The organism is Halobacillus sp. H74 (assembly GCF_052246715.1).
In the GTDB taxonomy this organism is placed as follows: Bacteria; Bacillota; Bacilli; order Bacillales; family Halobacillaceae; genus Halobacillus; species Halobacillus litoralis_A.
Window position 1 is genome coordinate 321978 of record NZ_JBQQCI010000002.1, and the last position, 20875, is coordinate 342852.

The 20875-nt window shown below is 36.2% G+C and carries 16 protein-coding genes and 1 other RNA gene; 2 read left to right on the forward strand and 15 right to left on the reverse strand.

Annotation, left to right across the window (positions count from 1 at the left end):
- Window positions 1–258 precede the first annotated feature (258 nt).
- The gene (locus ACTWPX_RS04860; protein WP_443118727.1) at window positions 259–1266 is read left to right on the forward strand and encodes a DNA/RNA non-specific endonuclease; all 1008 of its coding nucleotides are present in this window, start codon (window positions 259–261) and stop codon (window positions 1264–1266) included.
- An 865-nt stretch (window positions 1267–2131) separates the two neighbouring features.
- Here ACTWPX_RS04860 and ACTWPX_RS04865 read toward each other — a convergent pair.
- The 15 genes from ACTWPX_RS04865 to ACTWPX_RS04935 form a co-directional block, all read right to left on the reverse strand.
- Window positions 2132–2836, reverse strand: a complete 705-nt coding sequence (locus ACTWPX_RS04865) for a hypothetical protein (RefSeq protein ID WP_443118728.1) — start codon at window positions 2834–2836, stop codon at window positions 2132–2134.
- 250 nt (window positions 2837–3086) lie between these two features.
- On the reverse strand, window positions 3087–3260 hold the full coding sequence (locus ACTWPX_RS04870; protein ID WP_443118729.1) for a hypothetical protein: 174 nt from the start codon (window positions 3258–3260) through the stop codon (window positions 3087–3089).
- A 231-nt stretch (window positions 3261–3491) separates the two neighbouring features.
- A complete protein-coding gene (locus ACTWPX_RS04875) occupies window positions 3492–4748 on the reverse strand; it encodes a hypothetical protein (protein WP_443118730.1) in 1257 nt (418 codons plus the stop codon).
- A 430-nt stretch (window positions 4749–5178) separates the two neighbouring features.
- Complete coding sequence (locus ACTWPX_RS04880; RefSeq protein WP_443118731.1) at window positions 5179–6231, reverse strand: HNH endonuclease; 1053 nt, start codon at window positions 6229–6231, stop codon at window positions 5179–5181.
- 312 nt (window positions 6232–6543) lie between these two features.
- The gene (locus ACTWPX_RS04885) at window positions 6544–8502 is read right to left on the reverse strand and encodes a hypothetical protein (RefSeq protein ID WP_443118732.1); all 1959 of its coding nucleotides are present in this window, start codon (window positions 8500–8502) and stop codon (window positions 6544–6546) included.
- Between the two features lie 775 nt (window positions 8503–9277).
- Window positions 9278–10474 carry a hypothetical protein gene (locus tag ACTWPX_RS04890; RefSeq protein ID WP_443118733.1) on the reverse strand — a complete coding sequence of 399 codons (1197 nt, stop codon included), beginning with the start codon at window positions 10472–10474 and terminating at the stop codon, window positions 9278–9280.
- Window positions 10450–11892 (reverse strand): hypothetical protein, encoded by a 1443-nt coding sequence (locus ACTWPX_RS04895; protein WP_443118734.1) that lies wholly within the window; start codon window positions 11890–11892, stop codon window positions 10450–10452. The genes ACTWPX_RS04890 and ACTWPX_RS04895 overlap by 25 nt, the downstream gene beginning before the upstream one ends.
- Window positions 11893–11895: 3 nt before the next feature.
- Window positions 11896–12222: a hypothetical protein gene (locus ACTWPX_RS04900; RefSeq protein WP_443118735.1), complete on the reverse strand. Its 327-nt coding sequence runs from the start codon at window positions 12220–12222 to the stop codon at window positions 11896–11898.
- Window positions 12223–12586: 364 nt separating this feature from the next.
- A complete protein-coding gene (locus ACTWPX_RS04905; RefSeq protein ID WP_443118736.1) occupies window positions 12587–13510 on the reverse strand; it encodes a tyrosine-type recombinase/integrase in 924 nt (307 codons plus the stop codon).
- A gap of 79 nt (window positions 13511–13589) precedes the next feature.
- Window positions 13590–14759 (reverse strand): THUMP domain-containing class I SAM-dependent RNA methyltransferase, encoded by a 1170-nt coding sequence (locus ACTWPX_RS04910; RefSeq protein ID WP_443118737.1) that lies wholly within the window; start codon window positions 14757–14759, stop codon window positions 13590–13592.
- A gap of 103 nt (window positions 14760–14862) precedes the next feature.
- An RNA gene (gene rnpB / locus ACTWPX_RS04915) (RNase P RNA component class B) lies at window positions 14863–15237 on the reverse strand.
- A 98-nt stretch (window positions 15238–15335) separates the two neighbouring features.
- Entirely contained in the window at window positions 15336–15650 is a 315-nt protein-coding gene (gene gpsB, locus ACTWPX_RS04920; RefSeq protein ID WP_128522584.1) for a cell division regulator GpsB, read from the reverse strand.
- Window positions 15651–15729: 79 nt separating this feature from the next.
- A complete protein-coding gene (locus ACTWPX_RS04925; RefSeq protein ID WP_443118738.1) occupies window positions 15730–16293 on the reverse strand; it encodes an SLOG family protein in 564 nt (187 codons plus the stop codon).
- 110 nt (window positions 16294–16403) lie between these two features.
- Window positions 16404–17006: a CotD family spore coat protein gene (locus ACTWPX_RS04930; protein WP_443118739.1), complete on the reverse strand. Its 603-nt coding sequence runs from the start codon at window positions 17004–17006 to the stop codon at window positions 16404–16406.
- Between the two features lie 187 nt (window positions 17007–17193).
- Window positions 17194–17601 (reverse strand): cytidine deaminase, encoded by a 408-nt coding sequence (locus ACTWPX_RS04935; protein ID WP_443118740.1) that lies wholly within the window; start codon window positions 17599–17601, stop codon window positions 17194–17196.
- A 175-nt stretch (window positions 17602–17776) separates the two neighbouring features.
- Here ACTWPX_RS04935 and ACTWPX_RS04940 point away from each other — a divergent pair, with 175 nt between their 5' ends.
- Window positions 17777–20854, forward strand: coding sequence for an efflux RND transporter permease subunit (locus ACTWPX_RS04940; protein ID WP_443118741.1), 3078 nt, complete (start codon window positions 17777–17779; stop codon window positions 20852–20854).
- Window positions 20855–20875 lie beyond the last annotated feature (21 nt).

Genomic DNA, 20875 nt, shown 5'->3' on the forward strand with positions numbered 1-20875 from the left:
GAAAAGGAGCGATAAGTTAATTTTAAAAAGTTCGGTTCAGAGATAGAAAATTTAAAAAACAGGCATTTAAACAAGCGATTTCGCACAAAAAATTGCTTGTTTCTTTTTAATGATATGAGAAGGATTTTCTATGGTTTGACATTGAAAATAGTAACGGTTTTAGCATAGTTTTTAACAACTGAACAATAGCTATTGTCCATACATTGAAAGGTTTATAAAAGAAAGGACATAGAGAAAAATACAATTAGGAGGATCAAAATGAAAAAGAAAAGGAACTTTTTTATATTATTCTTAATGATCATCTTTATTGTTGGGTGCAGCAACAACACAGAAGATGCATCCATTACAGATGAAAAAACAGCTCCACAAGAAGAAGCCACAGTTAATGCTAATAAGAATAGTGAATCAGATGGAGAAACAGATTCACAAGAAGTAACCACAGCTGATACAAATGAGGACGAAGATAAAAAAGCTACCACTACTGCTGATAATGAGCCAGCAGCAGAGGAAACAACAACCGAAACAAATGACGAACTGTTCTCAGGATACGAGCTGATAGGGATAGATGGCGGAGACCTAAGCGGAGTACGAGAATCAAGTGTGGTAGTAGATATAGGTTATGGAGATAGGGAGTATTGGGCATTCACTAATGAACATGGTCAATTAGTGAGAGTAGTTGCTGACGAAATTATTCTGCAAGATGATAATGCTGAACCAGTCCTATCGAGTGGTAGATACTACTCTGACGAGGCTAAAGTTTCAGGTGTCGAAAGTGATGTGTTAGATGAGGGGCATGTTATAGCTGACTCTTTAGGAGGGGTATCAAATGCTTATAATATTACACCTCAAGAAATTACACTCAACCGACATGGTGACCAAGCGTACATGGAGGATGCGATACGTAAAGCAGGTGGTGCAACTAATTTTGAAGCAGTCATCTCTTACTCAGATACAGACACACAAATCCCTTCAATGTATCAGTATTCATACACGATAAACGGTAACGAGATTGTAGATACTTTCGACAATGTAAATCCCGATGAAATAAATGAGTCGTTAGGTTTAACAGATAGTGATGAATCTTCTAGTTCAGATGACTCTATTTCTGATGAAAAAGGTGATGTTTCTAGCGTTGATACTAATGGTAATGGGCAAGTGACAATCAAGGAAGCGAAAGATGCTGGTTTCAGTATGCCTATTACGGATGACCATTGGTTATACCCATACATGCGAGATAATGATGGAGACGGAATGGTTGGAGAGTAGGTCTCTAGGAAATTGAGACAAAATAAATGAATGAATGAAAGAACAATTACTTCGTTAGACTATTTATAACTAACGGGGACGTTAGTTGAATAACAAATACGCAGAGGGGTGTTAAAACCTCTGCGTTTTCTTGTGTAATTTAATTATATAAAGTTATGGGATAACCCAATTATTTTCAAATAAAATTCAGGTTTTATTGTAAACTCTAATCTTTTTATACTTACTCATATTGTATAACGTGCAGCGCTCTCTAGATATGTGAATCGGCTGTAACCAGTATTACATATATATTTAAAAGGTAACGTTGAAGGTTGATTTAACAAGGCTTAAAATTCAAGTTCAATATACTCTGTATTAATCGTTTTAACTCTAAAACTTCTACTTCGTGATTATCATCATTGACTAACTCCCATTTCCCCCTATTACCTACTAGCCTATATTCACCATCTAATGCTTTTAGCAATGCATTCTTTTCCTGTAATTTTTGTCTATCTGCCAACATACCACATATCTAACATTTGTAAGCGCATGATTTATAACAGATGACAATTCAAGTTTAAGCTCAACTAAGTAACAATTCTCCTCGCTGAATTCTTTACCATTTTCTACAGCTAATATATCTTGCCCTACACCTGTATTATAGTCGATGATTTGGAAGGGTATATAATGCGGAAATAAGGTCTTTGTAATGACTAGTAAACCATACACTTCACTTTCAAAATCAAAAAACAAAAAAGGAGCGGGTGGTAAATCTATACCACTCCTTTTTAATATTAAGCCCCCACCGATTACTGTTCAAACAATACTCAAAGTCTCTTCTACAAAAAATCTTAAATTTAGGAATGGGTTAGACTGATAAGTTTAATTAGCCATATTGAATTATTTGTTGATTATCAACAAAATCTTTAAAAGTATAAGCTCCAAAATCAACTTCACCTGTAACATCGTAAAATGCATAAGATACTATTTGATATTTTTTGTATTCTAAGAACATTTCCTTAAGCTGATCAATTGTGTCATTAAGGAGGTCGAGTGTTCGATCTTGCGTAGCATGCCATAAAGCGTGAACTGAATCGTCATCTATATAATCCATCACTTCTGCTATAACACCTATAATTCCACTTGATTGTTCCTCTTCTTCACCAAAAATTAGACCAATAATTTCAGGGTAGATTGAAGTTGCCTTAATTATTATTTGTTGCCGGTCGTCAAGTTCATCATCAATTATTTTCAGCAAGTTATTTGATTTGATTATGAGTTGCGCATGTTGTTCATGAATCCTATCGAATATTAAATCTTGGTCGCACCCAAATGGACTATCCACAAATTGAAAAGCATACAAACACAACCTATGAGTTGATAGTAACACTTCTAAAACTTCATCAATTAACTCTACTTCATGCTGCTTTTCTATATCGTCTTGATATTCAGCAACAATACTGTTCCTATAGTCTGTCTCAGATTGTTTTATTCTGTCTTTAACCATTTTTTCCTTCATTTTATTACCATAACTTCTTGACACATCATTGGCGAAGTTCTTAGAAGCATTGTAGAATAATTTTTTCCACACTCATTTACCCCTCCTCTGTTTGATAAATCAATATATTCTCTACAATTAATTGTAATTCCTTCTCCAAATAAAAAAACTAACACACGTAGTGTTAGTCTGATTGTGAATTATCAAAAGAGTCACTGATCCCACCTAAATCTATATAACTGTCTTCTTTTCCATCACTAAAGTCCGACACTCCTGATTATATCCATTTGCATTGCATCGCATCACAAGATGATGCAAGTTATGATTTAGTAGGTGAGTACAGTCATTCCATAAATAATTTTTGTTTTTTCTGAGGTGCTAAATATCTTTCTACACGAACATTTTCAAGTTGTCCGTCTTCGGTCATCTCAATCTCAATTCTTTTGATTTTACTGGAACCATGGTCATACTTTTCAAGATCAATATGGAAGTTTTCAGGATCAAACTTTATTGTCATAAAATTCCTCCTCTTTTTATCCAATATATATATATTCTAGTCGGAGCATTTTATAACCAGTACATGAGTTAAGTTTTCAGGATAGGCTCCAGCCATGCAATCACCTTTTGTATCTGTACAAGGATATCTCAATGAAAATATGTTAAAGAAATAAGATAACGTAACATAACTCGTAAAGGTACCTTATTTCACAATTCAATAAAATTCATGTTTTATTAAAGTGAAAGTTTATCATGAAGATAATATATTATTTATTTCTTTACTGAGGAAATCTCTATCAAGCCAAGGAGAAGAATAAGGTATTCGGAGTAATTTTAAACCATTTTCAGAAATTTTTTCATTTTTAATAGCATCATTTTTTTGTGTCCTAATAAATGCAGGAACACCTCCATAATACTCCACTGGTTCAAAATGCTGAATTCCGTCATATTCTACTACCAATTTAAACGCTTCAAAATACCCATCACACCTTAGTGGCATATGTTTTGCACCTAACAACCATGGAAACTGTTTTTGTGCTTCGTATGGTGCTCCTAGAATATCACTAATTAGCCTTAGTAGTTGCTTTTCTGTTTTATTAGATTGCTCTATATAATAACCATATTTTTCACAGACCTCCGTCCATGAAATCTTGAATTTGTATCTATACATACTATCATCAAATTTTGAAAGCAAGTTGAAGCCCCTTCGTGTAGGGGCTTCTCCAAACTCATCATTACAATAATCAAATACTCTATGAAACTCTTCCTCAAAATCAGAATCATCATATATCGCAGCCATTTTACCAGTTTCCTTTCCAATTCTTGTTTTATGGGCAGACCTCCTTTGCTCATATATTACACTCTGTTCTTCTGAACAGTATTGTTCTACAACTCTTGCATATACCTTCCCCTCAGTCTTGAATAAATTAAAACGATCTGCATATGTTGATAGAGCTATCTCACTTCTTTCGTTGAATTCAGTAAAAGTAGGTACTGAACATAATTGGTTCATAACTTTATAAAAGTTTTTCTCTAAGTCATCATTGGAGTACCTTAATTTCTTCACACCAGCATCCCGTCTTATTTTATCTAACCCGATAGTCTGCAAAAACCTGTACGTAATATAAGGATGGTTTTTACAAAACACGTGAAGGTTCTGTTTCATATGTACCTCAATATAGTCAGTGTATTCTTTTACAATGTAATTATATAAAGTTGAATAACACCCCACCTGCTCTACTACCTCTATCCAATTCTTCACTTTAAACAACCTTGCATATGATCTCACACCTATTTCAGATACTGATTCAAAACCCTTTGTTGTTAGGTGGTGAGGGGCTTTTACTACCCAATTGAAATTTTCCTCAAGATTTTTAATACTGTTATCCCTCTTATAGTTCTCTCTGTGAACTTCATTCGTGTTTCTGCGCCTACACTCGTCGCCACAGTATTTCTCAGTCGGACTTTTAGGTACAAAGGAGTTTTCACAGTAATTACAACTTCTCATTCAATCACCTCAACGAGTTAAAATTATTTGCTATTTGCTAGGGTTATCAAAAAGCAACCACAATAATGGACTCGATCCTTAATCAATTATAAAATTTGTTATCGAAGAATCCCTTAACAAAAACATGTTTTCAAACAAAATTTAAGGTCTCCATACATCTAATTTTATCGCTCGTTGGTAAAAGGAAAAATCTTTTCTTGTAGCCTTCATAAAGCTAATATCTACTATACACTTAAAATCACCCATTGACAAATACTCAATTAAACACTATAATTAATTGTTTGACTCATTTTATTTTAATCGTATAATTACTAATATGCCCACTCGTAAACTTCTCAGGGTCTAGGATGGGTATATCATAGCTTCACTCACAGAAAAGGAGCGGTTATTAAATCTACACCGCTCCTTTTCCAATTCATACAAGTTTATTTCAATTGGTATTCAGCAAATCCCGCAATTGCTTTAAAGTCATCATAGGTTTCTTATGGATCATTCTATGACAATTACTACATAACATTGTAATGTCCTCAATTCTAGTCTTATCTCCTTCTTTCATTTTTGATACTAGGTTATTATGGTGTGCTTCGATAAAGTCTTTTCCCCTTTTTCCATACACTTTTTCAAAGTCAAAGCCACAAGCTTCACATATTAAGGTTCCATTGTTTTTTTTAAAGCTTTCCTTAGAATGTTTTATGACCCTAGAATCTCTTTCTTTTATTTTGTGAGTCTTTAGTAAAGTGTCACCTTCTGCATATGCTTCTTCACTTTCTTTCAAAGTGTGTGCTGCAGTTATATCTGGAGATGTATTATGAGTTAATTTTCCTGCCTCTTCTACTCTCCGCTTAGCAACCGAAATCTCCTCCTTAGTAAATAAATGAGAATAAACAGGTTTTGAGACTTTAGCTTCAACTGTCTTGTGCAGTAAATCATCCTTCCAACAATCTACGAATTCTTCAGTTAACCTATTACTATGGAGGATTTTCTTAGCAACTTCTACTCCACCAAATTCTTCTATTACTTCAAGTGAGAAATCATAAAGTAATCCTAAATTGACCTTCTCGTATATAAATTGGTTTTTACCCACCACTTTTTTCAATCCATTTCCCTTAATATCATCGTCTATTAGGGGGGAAAACAAATGTTGGGAAAAACACTCACGAACGTCTTTATGGAATAATCTTTTTAACATTTTGAAATCAGGACCATCAAATTCTTTTATAAAATCATTATCTACACTGAGCACAGTAAATTCGTATTCTCTTAATAGTTCTATACCTTCATTTAAATCAAATTTTATACTTTTTGACTTTTTAAATGAATTTGCTTTTATACATGCAGAATTAAGTATCTTGTTTGCTGAGTGCATATTCCCAGCACTCCCTAATAATACAGCATCATATAAAAACAAATCAGAATTAATACCATAGTCATCCTTTAATGCATCTAGTACATGTTGCTTTTTTACTTTTGATAAGTATTTCATATGCAAACTCCTCATTTTTTTCAAAATATTAATTGTCTAGAATATAAAATGTATTAGCAATAATCAGAGTTTACATGGTGGCATAAAAAGTGTTGGTTTCAATTTTCTGTTGAAGCGCTAGCGGAAACAAGAAAATCGCAAAGTAACACTTTTTATGTCACCGAATACACATTATACTTTGCACTCCGCTTCGCGGGTGCTGCTGACGCGCACCTAGAAAAAAGGTGCTTGTCCGTAACCCAAACAAGTTTGGATTACGAGGTGTAGATTAACTGATGGGATTTTTCTCTAATATATAATTCAACTCCATCACTAGTTTACCAGTCTAAACATTTTCCCATTTTTTGTTTGTATAATTTCTATTCCTTTATCTTCAGCTTCGAGCTCTATATGCTCTCTATGTGCATGTGATTTCCAGTTTTCATTTAGCCAATTCTTAACTTTTGCCCCAAAATCCCTCGCCATAATATACGTTACTGTTTCTTTAACATCAAAAGTTTCCTTCACCATTTCTAGTCTTTCTTCACACGTGTCAGTAAACTTGGATGATAACTGGATAGCTTTTGAACTATTATTGGTTTGAGGTAATTTAAAGACCTTTCTAACCTCGTTGATCCAGCCAGACCTTTTAGTATAAATATATACATCAATACGTTTAGTAGATTTAACCTCTCTAATATTTGTGCGGTGAATAACTTGACTTATTTCTGCCAATAAATCCTGTTTGTACAGTGTTTGAACTTCCACTCCACTAAACCAATCGGTTGATCCATAAGTGTTCCGCTTTGAAGCAGTTTGATTACCTATTGATAAATCTATATTAACTCCATGTACAGCTAAAGCAAGTTTAATGTAATAAACTGGTGGCTTGATCGGTAAATTTAATAGAGCTATTTTCTTGTATTTAGAAAGTTCATTTTTTCCTGTAGTATTTAACAAGTTTAGTGCCATGGAATCACTGTCAAAAGCCCTTGCACTAAAAAAGTCTTTTTCTTGTTCAGGAGTGATGACCCCGTTCTTGACAAACTTTTCAACATCCCCTTTCATGGGTAACGCTAGTAGACTTTCAGCTGTATCATTGGAGTCCTTCCTGATATTCTCTATATCTTCCTTTACTTTATTCAAATAAGTATCATCACTTCTTTTTTTCTTTGAAGAATTCACTATTCTATGGTTAAGGTAGAGACGGTTGCTATAGTCATGAGGGTTTTTAACGTATTTAATTTCGTAACCGCCACGCTTATACAAGACAGTATTAATATCTGCAGTTCCATCGAAGACCAATACATTTCCTAAGCTGGTGTAATCAATCCACTCAGAACAAATGATAGACCCTTTCCCCTTAGTCTTATATACTACGCCTACGCCATCTTCAACTAATAACCGCTTGAACCAATTAAATCTTCTTCTAAATTCATAGCTTACGAAAATATCTTCAAGAGAACTTATTACTTTTTTTATTAATTCTTTATCTTCCTCTCTTACATTTCTTAATAAGTTTTGAGTTGGTATGGACACTTTATCCCCATTCTCTTCCCTATGAAGTTCAACTACCTCTCTAAGAACCAGACTTGGAATGATTGCTCTAACACTTAACAAATCATATTCACTAATATCAGTGGATTGTTTTGCCATTTCATCGTACCAATCTAAACAATTATGATTTTTACCTAAGTCAAACTCTTCGCTATTAGTGAATATTGGCATTTCATCAATTATAATTGACCTTTTTTTATAAGGTACTAAATCGAATCTAGTTTTATAACTTAAATATTGATCTGGATTTCCGTAGCCTAATTTTAAATCTCTAAGTCTTTGTTTGGTTATAGCTACAACTTGATAATCATGTAGATTTTGCAACAGATGCTCATCATTATTTTCGCTTGATATTCTTATAAAGCTTCTAGGCTTATTGTGTTTAATTTTTTGTAAATAATTGGAAAATGAATTCATGTTGTCATTATTATTGAATACACACAGTAGAGGTAACTCTTCTTGTTCAATAGTTTTTATTGTGAGAGTTTTTAAAGAAGTTGATTTACCCACTCCCATAACAGCGTTAATCACTCTTGCTATATTGCTTTCCTCACTATGATCAATCGAGTTATCTTTCCTTTTTAGTTGGAGACTTTTTTCAAAAAGCTTTTCTCCATCCTCTAAAAATTCTTCTGCAAAATTCAATGTCTGTATAAAAGCATCCTCTTCTAGATTTTTTGCTATATCACTTTCAATGTAGCCTTCTATTTCTTTTATTGAGTTTGTTTTCTGCAATGAATGAACTCCTTCAAACCGAATGTAATAATGTTCACATAAAGGATAATATTACAAAAAATAAACTTTGTCCATACTTTTATCTAATTTATTTTAATTTTTATTATCAAATACTTAATTAAATACTATTATTTTAATCTAATGATTAATAACAAATACTCAATTAAACATTTCAACCTATATTTACGCATATTTTTCAAAAAAATATTGTGACATCGCTCATATAATTATCAATAGCCTTGAAGAAAAGAGGACAGATGATGTCATTAGTGTTAGTGTTAAATAATTTTTGAGATTTGATGTGATATTTTAGTTATTGAGCTAAAAAAGAGAACAGGAGGGGACACCCAACTGCTCTCTTTTTATCTTTTTTTCTATATATATGCCAAACTAAAAGTTGTATAGAACTTAAATGTAGAAAGACATAGGTTAGATCCACCTCTGCCATCTTTTTGACCCACCTCGGACAAGAAAATGATCCATCTGTGCCATGAATGAACCATTAGTGTTTAATGAGTAGATTTGATACTGGAATTCAAACTCTAATTAAGTCAATTGACATGGAGCCTCTACGTACCTGCCTATATTCTAAACGCCTGCCAGAAGTAATCATGCCGTTCTTATTGAGGCTAGCATGTACGTTTCTCCAAGTAAATTGCGCAGGTATTAGCCGAAATACAATAGGTGGATTAGCTCTGTCTTACATGGATCAATATTATGGCAGACGTGGATCAAAAAGATGGCACACTGGGGTCAAATCGATGGCTGTAAACACTTAAAGATTACTTTCTTTAATTTTACTATTAAGTTTCCACTCCCACGAAAATAACATAGATCGAATTGTAGGTACTATTCCGAATATAATAAATAAAACAATCGAAATGAATCCGAAGGTGATATGAATTCCAAGAAAAACTCTACTGCTTTGAACAGATTGGAGTATAGAAACATCTTGTAGTAAAATGCCGATAGAAGCACCTGTTGAAATAATCATGGGTATAAGTATTGAGACGAATTTCTTCGTTTCAGAAAGAAAAGATGCTTCCACTTGTTTTCGAATATTCATGAAACTTGAAGATCTTTGGTTTATCTGTTTTCTTAATAGAGAGATAGCTTTATAAACATTATCACTAATCTTTTTAATTCCATTTTGAAACACGTAAAATTGCATTCTGTTTTCTGTTAGGGAAACAAAAATTTTGATATCCCCTCCAAGACTCTTGAACCCCAAATCAATTTGGTTAATTGATAGCATATAATCATTTAATTCTGGTTTAAACTCTTCCACATTATTCAATTGACTATAGTTTACCTTACTAAAAAAACTTCTTACTAATTTGATGATTTCACCTTTTTCTTTATCTTTTAGACCCAAAGGAAGGTCAATAAATTCAAAATTATCAGAACCCACTTTTTTACTATGTTCTCTTAAAAGACTAAGAAATGTTTTAGAATCTTCTAGGGGTAAATTCCAATCAACACAATTATTTTCATCAATATTTTGAACTACAGGTACAAACGAAATAAACAAGGAGTCTTTATTAGTTAACAAGGAAACGTCATTTATTTTTTTGGTAATAAAAACTAATTTGATACTTATATTATCCACTGATAAGTCAGATACGTGGACACCATCTCCATTATCAGTAATATTAGCCTCCCCCATATCTTTGCCACTTCTTACCATGATGGTGTTCAGCCATGCTACACAAAGTCCTTTGACAGAAAGTTTCACAAGTTCAATAGTCTTTTCTTGTAGCTCAAGAGATTTCTCATCTAGGAAGGACTTTTTTTCAATGTTTAATACACCCTTTGCACGGAGAGAGTCCAAATTTTGGTGATCTTCAGAATCTTTAACTAATACATCTTTTCTCACTGTTAAATTACTTAAGTCTCTATAGCCACTTAAATGGAAGATACTATCTAAAAAACTTATTTCATTAATATTTATGATGTTCTCTCTGCTAAACATTGAGACCATTCCTTTTGCATGTCTTCAAAATTCACAATAAGTTTTACTACATTTACAGCTGATGGTAATAAGATATGCACCAAAAACTTAAGTAATAACTCTGCGTACTCTAAAGCTTCATCAGATTGAATGTTCTCGTAAAAAACACAATAATCTACAATTAAAGCTCTAAAGTTCTTTTTGCCAACGTTCTCATTATCTTCTAGTTCAGAATAGTTTTCTTTTATTGCGTATATATATCCTTCCGAAATCATCATAAAACTAATGTTTACTAATACTGTAATGAACAACCTTCTTTCCTGATCACTTCCACCATTTTGAGCTATTAGCTCTCTTATATTATTTGAAACGTTTTCTATTTTTTGAGTTATCTTATATTCTAAAACAGAGGGTTTTTTTGTTCTCATGAGCTTTGATATTGTTCGATCAGTGCCTTCATAATAGTCTTCTTTCAATATAACCCAAGATAAAATGGAAACTATTGCATCAAGGACTTTCGGAGAGACTGGTGTAGAAATAAATAAACCACCATCTTCAGTAATTCTAAGTCTGCAATTGTATCCTTCTATTACGCAATTAATTGAAAATTCATACATGCTCAAGTGTGAGTCGCCAATAAATTTTACGACTTCGTGACCTTCGTGTTCAGGGGTAACTCCGTACATATCTAAACGAAATGCGTTATCGGGGTCTTCCGACCTATATTTAGGTGACAATACTTCACCATTCATACTCAACTTTGTCATCATTAACTGTGACTCATCCAACTTAACTTTTTCATATCTTTTTGAGTGACGTTGAAAAAAATAAAATAGAATACTAAGTATGTCTTTTTCTATGGACTCGTTATCTGATGAATTATATAAGGCTACGATTCCAGAATTAACATACAGCCTTGTTTCGATAAAAGTTTCTCTTTCCTTAAATATCGGATAGGGATCGGCTATCACGTCATTGGTCACTGATTTGAATCTTATATCTAGTATTGTTCGGGTTTCATTAATAAATAAATCATCAATATATAAATCGTAATTAATTCCATTAGATAAAGAACCTGATAACTTTAAATTTTGTCCAGAAGAGCAAATACTTGCAATAGAGCTTTCCACTTCATATGAAATATTTAGGGAGTCGATCAAAAGTCTGTATAGATGAAGACTCATGTTATCTCCTCTTCTCCCTTTTTTTATGAAAGCATGCTTTATTTTTTCTCTATAGGTTTCTTCATTCTCTTGATTTGCTTCGTACAATCCAACTAAGCATCCTTTTTTAGTTGGAGAAGCTCCTTCACTAGAGTAGCCTTTGAACTCTTCAATGATATCTTCAGAAAATATTCTTTTTGTCATTTCTTTAGCTGAGTATTCACCTTTCCTAAAAAAGAATGTGCTTTTGTCTTTATCAATTAAACTTATATCCATACATTAAACATCCTCTAAAAATCTTGTAATTGATTTTTCAGCAAGCTCTTGTAGTTCTGTTTTTTGGTTCTCTAATTTTAATGTTATTTCTTCCACAAATACATGTGGCTTCATTAGTTCTTCATATGCTTTATGTAGATCCTCTTTAAATATTGTGCTTCTACCAGAAGACAGACAATGTTCTTCAGCTCTTAAAACAAGGACTTTACAGACCTCATTTAACTGATCTAAAAGTACATCTTTCCCGTCATTTGAAAACCTTTTTTCCGTTAGTGTTTTAACATAACCCTCCATAGTTCCTTTTTGCGATACATTACCTGAATTTGACATAAAATCCTCCATTTTTCTCTTAATCTAGGTAATATAATATTACTATACGAGTATTGGAAAATAAACCATAATATTCTAAATCCAAAATAAACCTTAGTTTTTGCAAGGTTATTCAACGGAGCAGTTATACTAAATATTTGGGAGGGGTATTTAGTATTGCTGGTGCGTTTTCTTATAGGAGTTAATGTAGATAAGAAATAGGAGTAAATACTCGAAAATTTCGGTAAATTATCTAAAATGAAAAAGTTATCTCTGATTCGAGTGTTCACCTAAAGGGTGTGTTCAATAATCTTTAACAGAACCAGTAAAAAAAGGAGTAGAAACAACTACTCCTTTTAATTCAAGACATTTTCTTTTTTTGGATTTATATATCTAAGTTATTTAGTGGGTTATATCTGTCATTTTGTTCTTTCAAGGCTGTTCCCCATAAGTTCACATACCTCTGAGTCATTTCTAAATTTTCATGTCTAAGAATTTTCTGTAAAGTCAATACATCCATACCATTCATTAAAGATCGGTGTGCAAAAGTGTGTCTAAAGGTGTGACAGGACAAACGCACACTTTTAAAGTCCATTACCTTCTTTAAGCGTTTAAACATACTAGAGATAGTCTCATCACTAATCTTACCTTGTCTTGTGCTCGGAAAGACATAGTCAAGCCTTCCTGTATCACCATAAAAAGTCTCTAAATACACTTTATACTCAGCTAGTTCCTTAGAAAGTTTTCTTGTGAAAGGTATGCTGGCTACTTGCCGCTTCTTACCATACACATGAATGACATAGTTGTTGAAATCAACATCTGACCACTTTAAATTCACAAGCTCTCCCCTTCTCACCCCAGTTGATAAGAGGAATACAATGATCATGCGGCTACGATACGCATAGAAGGAGTTATTTCTGAAGCTAAAGCGTTCGTAATACTTCAGTATCTTTTGTATCTGAGCATCGCTCAGAACCTCTATTCTGATTTCTTCTTTTATAGGCTTCAATTTTAAGGTTGGGTGATATCCTTGCTCGAGGATATCCTCATTAACTAAATAATTGAAGAAAATCTTTATAGAACGCAGTTTGTTGTTCAGAGTTGATGGTTGGTTTCCTTGTTGCTTGGCATCAACTAAGAAACCTTTAACTACTGACGAATTAATATCCTCCACATTTGCAATACTTTTCTCTGTGCAATAGTCCTGCAACAACCTTAAGTTCTGTCGATACATTTTAATGGTGTACTTAGAAAGGTTTTGAAATTCTCTGTCTTGCAAAAACTCTTGAATTGCAAACTTCAATAACATAAGACCACATCCTTCTTCTAATTTGAAAAAGAATTTGGTCAACTCAAATCACTTTAGTTAAAGAAAGCACCGATTATTTTCAGACGCTGAAACCCTTGCCACTAGTGGGTTTTGCCTTCACATGTTTTCCGAAATACTGATAATAATCGGTTTTGATGAATCCGTTGAAGAGCTTTCTGCGTTTCGTAGCAGGTTTCCCGTATAGTTTTTCGAAGCCTTCATGGGAAGTCAACACGTAAATACTCCAGGAAGGATGATCGCGCATGATTGTCCCAAGATCACGATACATCTGCTCCACTTCTTCACGTTCGCCCATCCGCTCTCCATAAGGAGGATTAGACACAACATAGCCATTATCCTGCTTCGGATTGAAATCACTGATCTGCATTTGCTTCCACGAAATCAAATCCCCAAGACCTGCTTCCATCGCATTCTTCTTAGAGATATCAATTAATTCCGGGTCGATATCAGATCCAACAATGTTCAAGGGCTGATCATAGTTTGCTGCTTCTTCAGCCTCCTGAAAGGCATCCTCCCAAGCTTGTTGTGGAATGAAGTGCCAGTCTTCTGAAGCAAACTCTCTATTGAAACCTGGAGCGATATTTTGGCCGATCAGAGCCGCTTCGATAGCAATTGTGCCAGACCCACAAAAGGGGTCGACGAAAGGATGATCCGGGTGCCAATTCGTAATTTGGACCAGTGCTGCGGCAAGTGTTTCTTTTAATGGTGCTTCCCCTTGGCCGACACGGTATCCGCGCTTATGCAGGCCGCTCCCGGAAGTATCTAATGTCAGCAAGGCTTCGTCTTTATGGATCGCAACCTCGACCCGGTGCAAGGCACCTGTTTCTTTCAACCAGGATGTGGCTCCATGTTTGACTTTCAAGCGTTCAACAATGGCTTTTTTCACGATTGACTGACAATCAGGAACACTGTAAAGTTTTGACTTCACCGATTTTCCGACCACAGGAAACTCGCCTTCTTCTGCAATGAAATCTTCCCATGGGAGAGCCTTCGTTTGTTCAAAGAGCTGATCAAAAGACGTCGCCTTGAACCTTCCGACTTGTAATTTGACACGGTCCGCTGTACGCAGCCACAAGTTAGCACGTGGGATGGCGGAGACATCTGCTTCAAAAAAAACACGTCCGTTTTCCACTTGAACATCCTCGTACCCTAGTGCTTTTACTTCTTTTCCGACAATCGCTTCTAACCCCATGGCTGCAGTAGCGATTAATGTTACATTTTGTGACATTCACTCTTACCTCCTTAAATATGTATGGCAATAAAAAACCCCTCCAAAAAGCGTGTGGCTTTCCAGAAGGGTGTATTGTACTTAAATGAAGACCTTTTGAATACTCTGTAAGCCATGTTCTGTTCCATTGTACTACAAACGGTGGTCAACCTCGTACTCCGGTGGCAATCATCTATCTGCCGTAAAACGACCTCTCCTTCTGTTCATTTCCTTTCAGAGAGTGCCCCTACCTATATTTGGGTTGCTCGCTCGTGGGGTTTACCTCGTTCCACCCGCAGTATTTCTACTACGGCTCCGTCACTGTGGCACTTTCAAAGTAATCATTCCATATCTAAAGACGTAGGAATTTTCCTTGCCGTTAGTTCTAAGAACTCCCTTGACTTATGGTTTCGTCAAGCACGAACACTACAAGCATCTCAGCTTGTGCGAGCATGGACTTTCCTCTGCATGGTGAACCATACAGCGATTACCCGAGTATTCAAAATCTGTTTTGATTGTGCATTCAAGGTGTCATCACAGACACGCTCAACCATTATAACAAATTCGTATTGCTTTGTCATATGGAAATACCAGGGATTAATCTGCGTACTTGTTACCGAAAACAGCTTTTTCTAAATTGGATACACGTTTGAGAATATCATAATTGACTTGATGATTATTCGTAGACGGTTGCGGCTGTCTCTGCCTTTGGGTCGTTTCACGTGAAGACATCTTTTTCAGTCTATCATTTTCCTGCTGCAAACGTTCAATTTCCTGTTGAAAACGATCGTAATCCTGAATAATCAAATCTAGATACTCATCGACTTCTTCCTGATTATACCCACGCATGGATGTTTTGAAATCTTTCTCAAGTATATCCTTACCGCTCAATTGATACTCTTCTAAATTCATTTTAACCTCACCTCTGTTTAACACATTACACTCATTTTTTCAAAAGGTGGAGCAAATGTCAATTTTAAGTGTAAAAATTTTATTGACTCCAATAGTCAGGATTCGCCATTCGCAGCTCCTCGACGGTTTCTTCCAGGTCTAAAGGTGTTATGTATAAAATTGGATAATCCTCTTTTTCAGCTGCTTTTTCAGCTGCTCTTAAGAAGAATTCGGGGCTCCCTTTCGTATCCTCATCAAGCAATATGAGGCACCCATCTGAATGCGCCACTAAAAATTGATCTTTCGCTTTAAATTGATAAGGCCCGTCGTATCCTTTTTTGTAGATTGGCTTAAAAAAATCAGCACTCATCGTTACTTCTTCATAAATCATTTGTAGATCTTCCGGCCACCGCTCTTGTTGATTCTCAAATGGAGGAAGGATACCAAGTTTGATCTCGTATTCTTCTTTCAAATCTAACACCACCTCTGATGTCCATAATTCAACACCCATTTGCCCGGATACAAGCACCCATTCAAGACCTTCTTCAATGAAGGCGCTCAATCTTTTCCTGATGGATTCTTTAATAAAAGCAATTTTCGGATCGTTCGGCTTGAAAATTCCCATTTCCATCGGTTTATACCCAGTTACAACTATGGTTTTCATGGTGTATTCCTCCTTAAACCACAACAACGTTAAGTGATCCGCTCACTTACTATTCTAATACTTCTATCAAAAAAAAGAAAATAAGCCACTAAAACGTGGCTTATTTAGAGTTAACTGTTCGATCCGGATCCGCCCATCATAGGCATTTGGCCCTGCCCCATCATTGGCATTTGCCCTTGACCTTGACCTTGGCCCATTGGCATTTGACCTTGAGCCATCATAGGCATTTGCCCTTGACCTTGCCCCATCGGCATTTGTCCCTGTCCCATCATTTGTCCGGGCATCATAGGCATTTGGCCCATACCGTCCATACCCTCTTGATTCATCATAGGCATTTGACCCATTTCTCCCATGTCTTCCTGACCCATAATAGGCATTTGCCCTTGCCCTTGGCCTTGACCCATTGGCATTTGACCCATCTCCTGAGGGTTCATATAATCCATCCAATTGTAATCTGGGGAAGACCCTTGAGGAAAAGCGAAATCCTGTGTTTGGAAGCTATTCTGTTCAGACACCATATAAGGGAAGTAATGGTTGTTATTCAGCATGTGGTGGTTCTGCACGAGGATGTGTGTCGGGTGGATATAGTCTTGATTTTCTAAAAAGTAATTATCCAGCACGCAATGTTGCATTGGACAAACGATCGGGCGACGATTGCTTGCAGGTCCAGACGGTCCACAGCCACAAGAACCTTGCATTGAATGATTATGCATTATGCTTTCACTCCTTGTTCTGTTATTCCTTATCAGCGTATGTCACAAAACCATCGAATGTACTGGGCGATATTCTCATATCTACGGAATAATTAATATGTTCAAGTGTTTGAATGGTATCTTTGAACTCCAAATAAAAAAAGGGATGAGTTCTCATCCCTTCCTATATCTTAAGTATAAATGAATATTAAGACTGATCTTCGGGAAGATCAGATGATGCAAACGAAAAGGGAAGAATCTCTTCCATTGTAAAAGTTTTCGTTTCTCCCTGAAGATTAGTTGTGTGGATCTTTACATCGGATGAAAAGAATTCGCTCATCACCTGGCGACAAGAACCACAAGGCGGCACTGGCCTTTTCGTGTCCGCTACTACTGCTATTTCTTTGAAGTGAAATCGGCCTTCAGAAATAGCTTTAAAAATAGCTACTCTTTCTGCACAACATGTAACAGGATACGCAGCATTTTCAATGTTGCACCCGGTGTATAATGAACCGTCCTCAGTTAGCAAGGCAGCGCCTACTTGAAACTTTGAGTAGGGTGTGTAAGCTTTCTCACGTACATATTTAGCTTTTTCGATCAATTGTCCTAATTCCATTGTTATCCCTCCCTCATGATGGGAAAGCAATTATATATGAATAACCCGAAAATGTAAAGCGGTTTCACAACTATGAACAGAACACATTGAAAAAGTGTTTATTTGACACAAGTGTCAAATAAACGTTTATACTAAGAAGCAGCGTCACCATAATTTAAGGGGAGGGAATGACTTCATGAAGTCGATACTTAAATACAATAAGATTGTCTGGGTTTTTATCGCATTACTAATCTTCACCGGGGTATTCACCTATTTACAATTGCCCAAAAGAGAAATACCGGAAATTGACGTTAATGCAGCGTCTATCTCAACCGTGTATCCAGGTGCGACTCCTATAGAAGTCGAAAGAACCATTACGAATCCGATAGAGGATGAACTATTAAATATCCAGGGGATTGAAGAAGTAACCTCTGCCTCTACAACAGGATTTGGATCCATCACTGCTACTCTTAGTGGAGAAGCTGACCGTAATACAGTCAACTCAAAAATCAGACAGACTGTTTCCGATGCAGCCAGGAGTTTTCCAGACGAAGTACAGGACCCTGATATTAACACTGACTTATCCACTTCAGCCGTTGCCTCTTATCACTTATTAGCGGAGGACACCAACGCCCTTTATGAACTCCGGAGCAAGCTGGATGAATGGGAAGATCAATTAACTGAGATTTCAGGTGTCGAATCCATTTCGATTAAAGGTCTCCCGGAGCAGCAGGTTTCTATTTCACTCGATAATGATCTGCTTAATGAAAACCGACTTTCGCCGTTCTCTATCATCAATTTGCTAAGGGAAGAAATCGGGCCGGCCGCAATTGGGACTGAAGAAGATGGTAATGAGGTCAAACAATTGATAGTCAATAAGTATTCAGATATTGAGGAGCTTTCAAACCTTTCTATAGGTAAGAATAATGATGGAGAAGTACTCTCACTTTCTGACATCGGCTCCATCGAAATTACAAATAAAGACGCTGAAGATTTGATAAATCATGAAGGCAAATCCGCTCTATCTGTAACTATTCTGGCTGAAGATGGGGTCAACATATCTGCCCTGCAAGAACAAATTACAAATAGAGTCGATTCGTTATCTAACGAACTCCCTGCTTCTATACAAGTCGACCGTTTTTATACACAAAGTACTATCATTAATGAAGTTTTTACAAACCTTGTCACATCATTTTCTATTTCATTAATTGCCGTCTTCATCATTATGGTTCTTGGTCTTCCGATATCATCTGCAATCCTTGTTGGTTTAGCTATTCCTATATCTATTTTAATCGGACTGATTCCTCTTCCTTATGTCGGTGTGGACTTGAACCAAATCTCTATCATAGGCATGATCATCGCCATCGGGATCCTTGTGGATGACGCAATTGTGGTTAACGACAATATCCAACGAAGGTTTCAACTTGGAGATGGCCCTCTGGAAGGTACCATTCGTGGAGTGAAGGAAGTAGGAAAATCAATCATTACTTCTACACTAATGATAATTTTCAGCTTCCTTCCACTTATGTTCTTATCAGGTACGAACGGGGACTTCATCCGTGCTTTACCTTCTGTACTGATTTTCACAGTCGTCGCTTCTACGGTCATTGCTTTAACCTTTATCCCCACCGTACAATACGTAAGGAAACGCAGCCAAAAACGAAATTCAGAAACAAAGAAAGGGGTGTTAGGAAGAGCATTCGATGGGATGGAAAATATCTACGCAGATAAAATTTTGCCTAAGACTACCAAAAAGCCATGGGTGACAGCGGTGACTGGCTTAGCATTATGTGCAGCCCTTGCTCTTTTAGTCATTAGGATACCATTCGAATTCTTTCCAGCGGCAGATAGACCTGAAGTTACTGTTTCCATTGAAAATCCACAAGGGACACCTATAGAGGAAACACAGACACAATTGCAGGATATGGTTCAATTTTTAGAAGACCGCGAAGAAAATATTACAGAAACTGCCATTTATGCTGGATCCGGTCTTCCTAATTTGTTCAGCTCTGGTTTACAAAGGAGCGGTGAAAACACAGGGCAATTGCTTATAAGGGTTGACCGGGAGCAAACTAGTGCTTCCAATTTCATTAAGGAATGGGAAAAACCATTAAGAGAGGCCTTTCCTGACGCTGAAATATTTTTAGAAACCATCGTTTCCGGCCCTCCTCCATCACCGCCGATCCAGGTGCAAATACAAGGGAACGAAACTGGACCCTTGATTGAAGAAGCGAAAAAAGCTCGCGATCGACTTGCAGATGTAGAAGGGGCTGAAATTGCTACGATCAATGCGGGAGAAAAACAGCCTTTTATAGAATATAACCCGGATCGAGAGTTACTGGCTGAGAACAATATATCCATCGATCAAGTCACTTCACAACTTCAATTAGCAAATACCGGAATTCCTCTCGGTACGTATGACAACGGCGGAAACCGTCTCCAGATGGAAGTGATACTAGTTGACGGCAACAGTGAGGGGGTAGCGCCAAGTGATTTGAAGATTGCAGGGGGTGGAAGTGATTCCCCAAGTTCTCAACCACCACAGACATTGTCTTTGGATGAGATCATTACTGTGGATCAAACTCAACGCATTGGTGTGCTTCCTCACTTGAATGGTAAACGAACGATAACTATTGAAGCATATCCAGAAGAAGGAATGGAAGAAAGTTTCTCAGCGAAGGCTTCGGAGAAAGTCGAGCAAATAAAAGAAAATCTACCGGAAGGGTACTCACTTGTTGAAAGTGGGGAATCTGATGCAACCACTGAATTCTTTATCGAAGTCTCGAAGTTATTCGTAATCGTCCTATTCCTTATATATTTGACGATCGCGATTCAATTCAATTCTTTGTTGATGCCTATGCTGATTACAGGTACTGTCTTCCTCGCTATTACAGGAGCTATAATCGGTTTATTCGTATCAGGCCAGCCATTAAGTTTCTTGGCAACCCTCGGGATTGTGTCCTTATCAGGAATCGTAGTCAGAAATTCTGTCATATTGGTTGAATTCATCGAACAAAATAGACAGGATTATAGCAGCATTGTTGAAGCTGTCATTGAAGCAGGAAGAGCAAGAATCAGACCGATCGTTTTGACTTCACTCACCTCGATCGCTGCATTGACACCGATCATTTATTCTGGTGATGTCTTGTTTAAGCCGTTGGCCGTATCCATCGTCTCAGGCCTTCTCTTCTCTACTGTACTCACCTTAATACTGGTGCCTGCTTTCTACCTGATCATTGCTAAAATCACAAATAAGCCAGCAACCAAGTCTTAACCTGAAGAAAAAAAGCTCCCC

What these genes read in the sequence shown, in the direction of transcription:
- gpsB (WP_128522584.1), bottom strand. Translation starts at nt 15,650, where the DNA reads ATGAATTTAGAAGAGTATCAATTGAGCGGTAAGGATATACTTGAGAAA.
- ACTWPX_RS04930 (WP_443118739.1), bottom strand. Translation starts at nt 17,006, where the DNA reads ATGCATAATCATTCAATGCAAGGTTCTTGTGGCTGTGGACCGTCTGGA.
- ACTWPX_RS04900 (WP_443118735.1), bottom strand. Translation starts at nt 12,222, where the DNA reads ATGTCAAATTCAGGTAATGTATCGCAAAAAGGAACTATGGAGGGTTAT.
- ACTWPX_RS04935 (WP_443118740.1), bottom strand. Translation starts at nt 17,601, where the DNA reads ATGGAATTAGGACAATTGATCGAAAAAGCTAAATATGTACGTGAGAAA.
- ACTWPX_RS04880 (WP_443118731.1), bottom strand. Translation starts at nt 6,231, where the DNA reads ATGAAATACTTATCAAAAGTAAAAAAGCAACATGTACTAGATGCATTA.
- ACTWPX_RS04905 (WP_443118736.1), bottom strand. Translation starts at nt 13,510, where the DNA reads ATGTTATTGAAGTTTGCAATTCAAGAGTTTTTGCAAGACAGAGAATTT.
- ACTWPX_RS04890 (WP_443118733.1), bottom strand. Translation starts at nt 10,474, where the DNA reads ATGTTTAGCAGAGAGAACATCATAAATATTAATGAAATAAGTTTTTTA.
- ACTWPX_RS04925 (WP_443118738.1), bottom strand. Translation starts at nt 16,293, where the DNA reads ATGAAAACCATAGTTGTAACTGGGTATAAACCGATGGAAATGGGAATT.
- ACTWPX_RS04895 (WP_443118734.1), bottom strand. Translation starts at nt 11,892, where the DNA reads ATGGATATAAGTTTAATTGATAAAGACAAAAGCACATTCTTTTTTAGG.
- ACTWPX_RS04910 (WP_443118737.1), bottom strand. Translation starts at nt 14,759, where the DNA reads ATGTCACAAAATGTAACATTAATCGCTACTGCAGCCATGGGGTTAGAA.
- ACTWPX_RS04875 (WP_443118730.1), bottom strand. Translation starts at nt 4,748, where the DNA reads ATGAGAAGTTGTAATTACTGTGAAAACTCCTTTGTACCTAAAAGTCCG.
- ACTWPX_RS04870 (WP_443118729.1), bottom strand. Translation starts at nt 3,260, where the DNA reads ATGACAATAAAGTTTGATCCTGAAAACTTCCATATTGATCTTGAAAAG.
- ACTWPX_RS04940 (WP_443118741.1), top strand. Translation starts at nt 17,777, where the DNA reads ATGAAGTCGATACTTAAATACAATAAGATTGTCTGGGTTTTTATCGCA.
- ACTWPX_RS04860 (WP_443118727.1), top strand. Translation starts at nt 259, where the DNA reads ATGAAAAAGAAAAGGAACTTTTTTATATTATTCTTAATGATCATCTTT.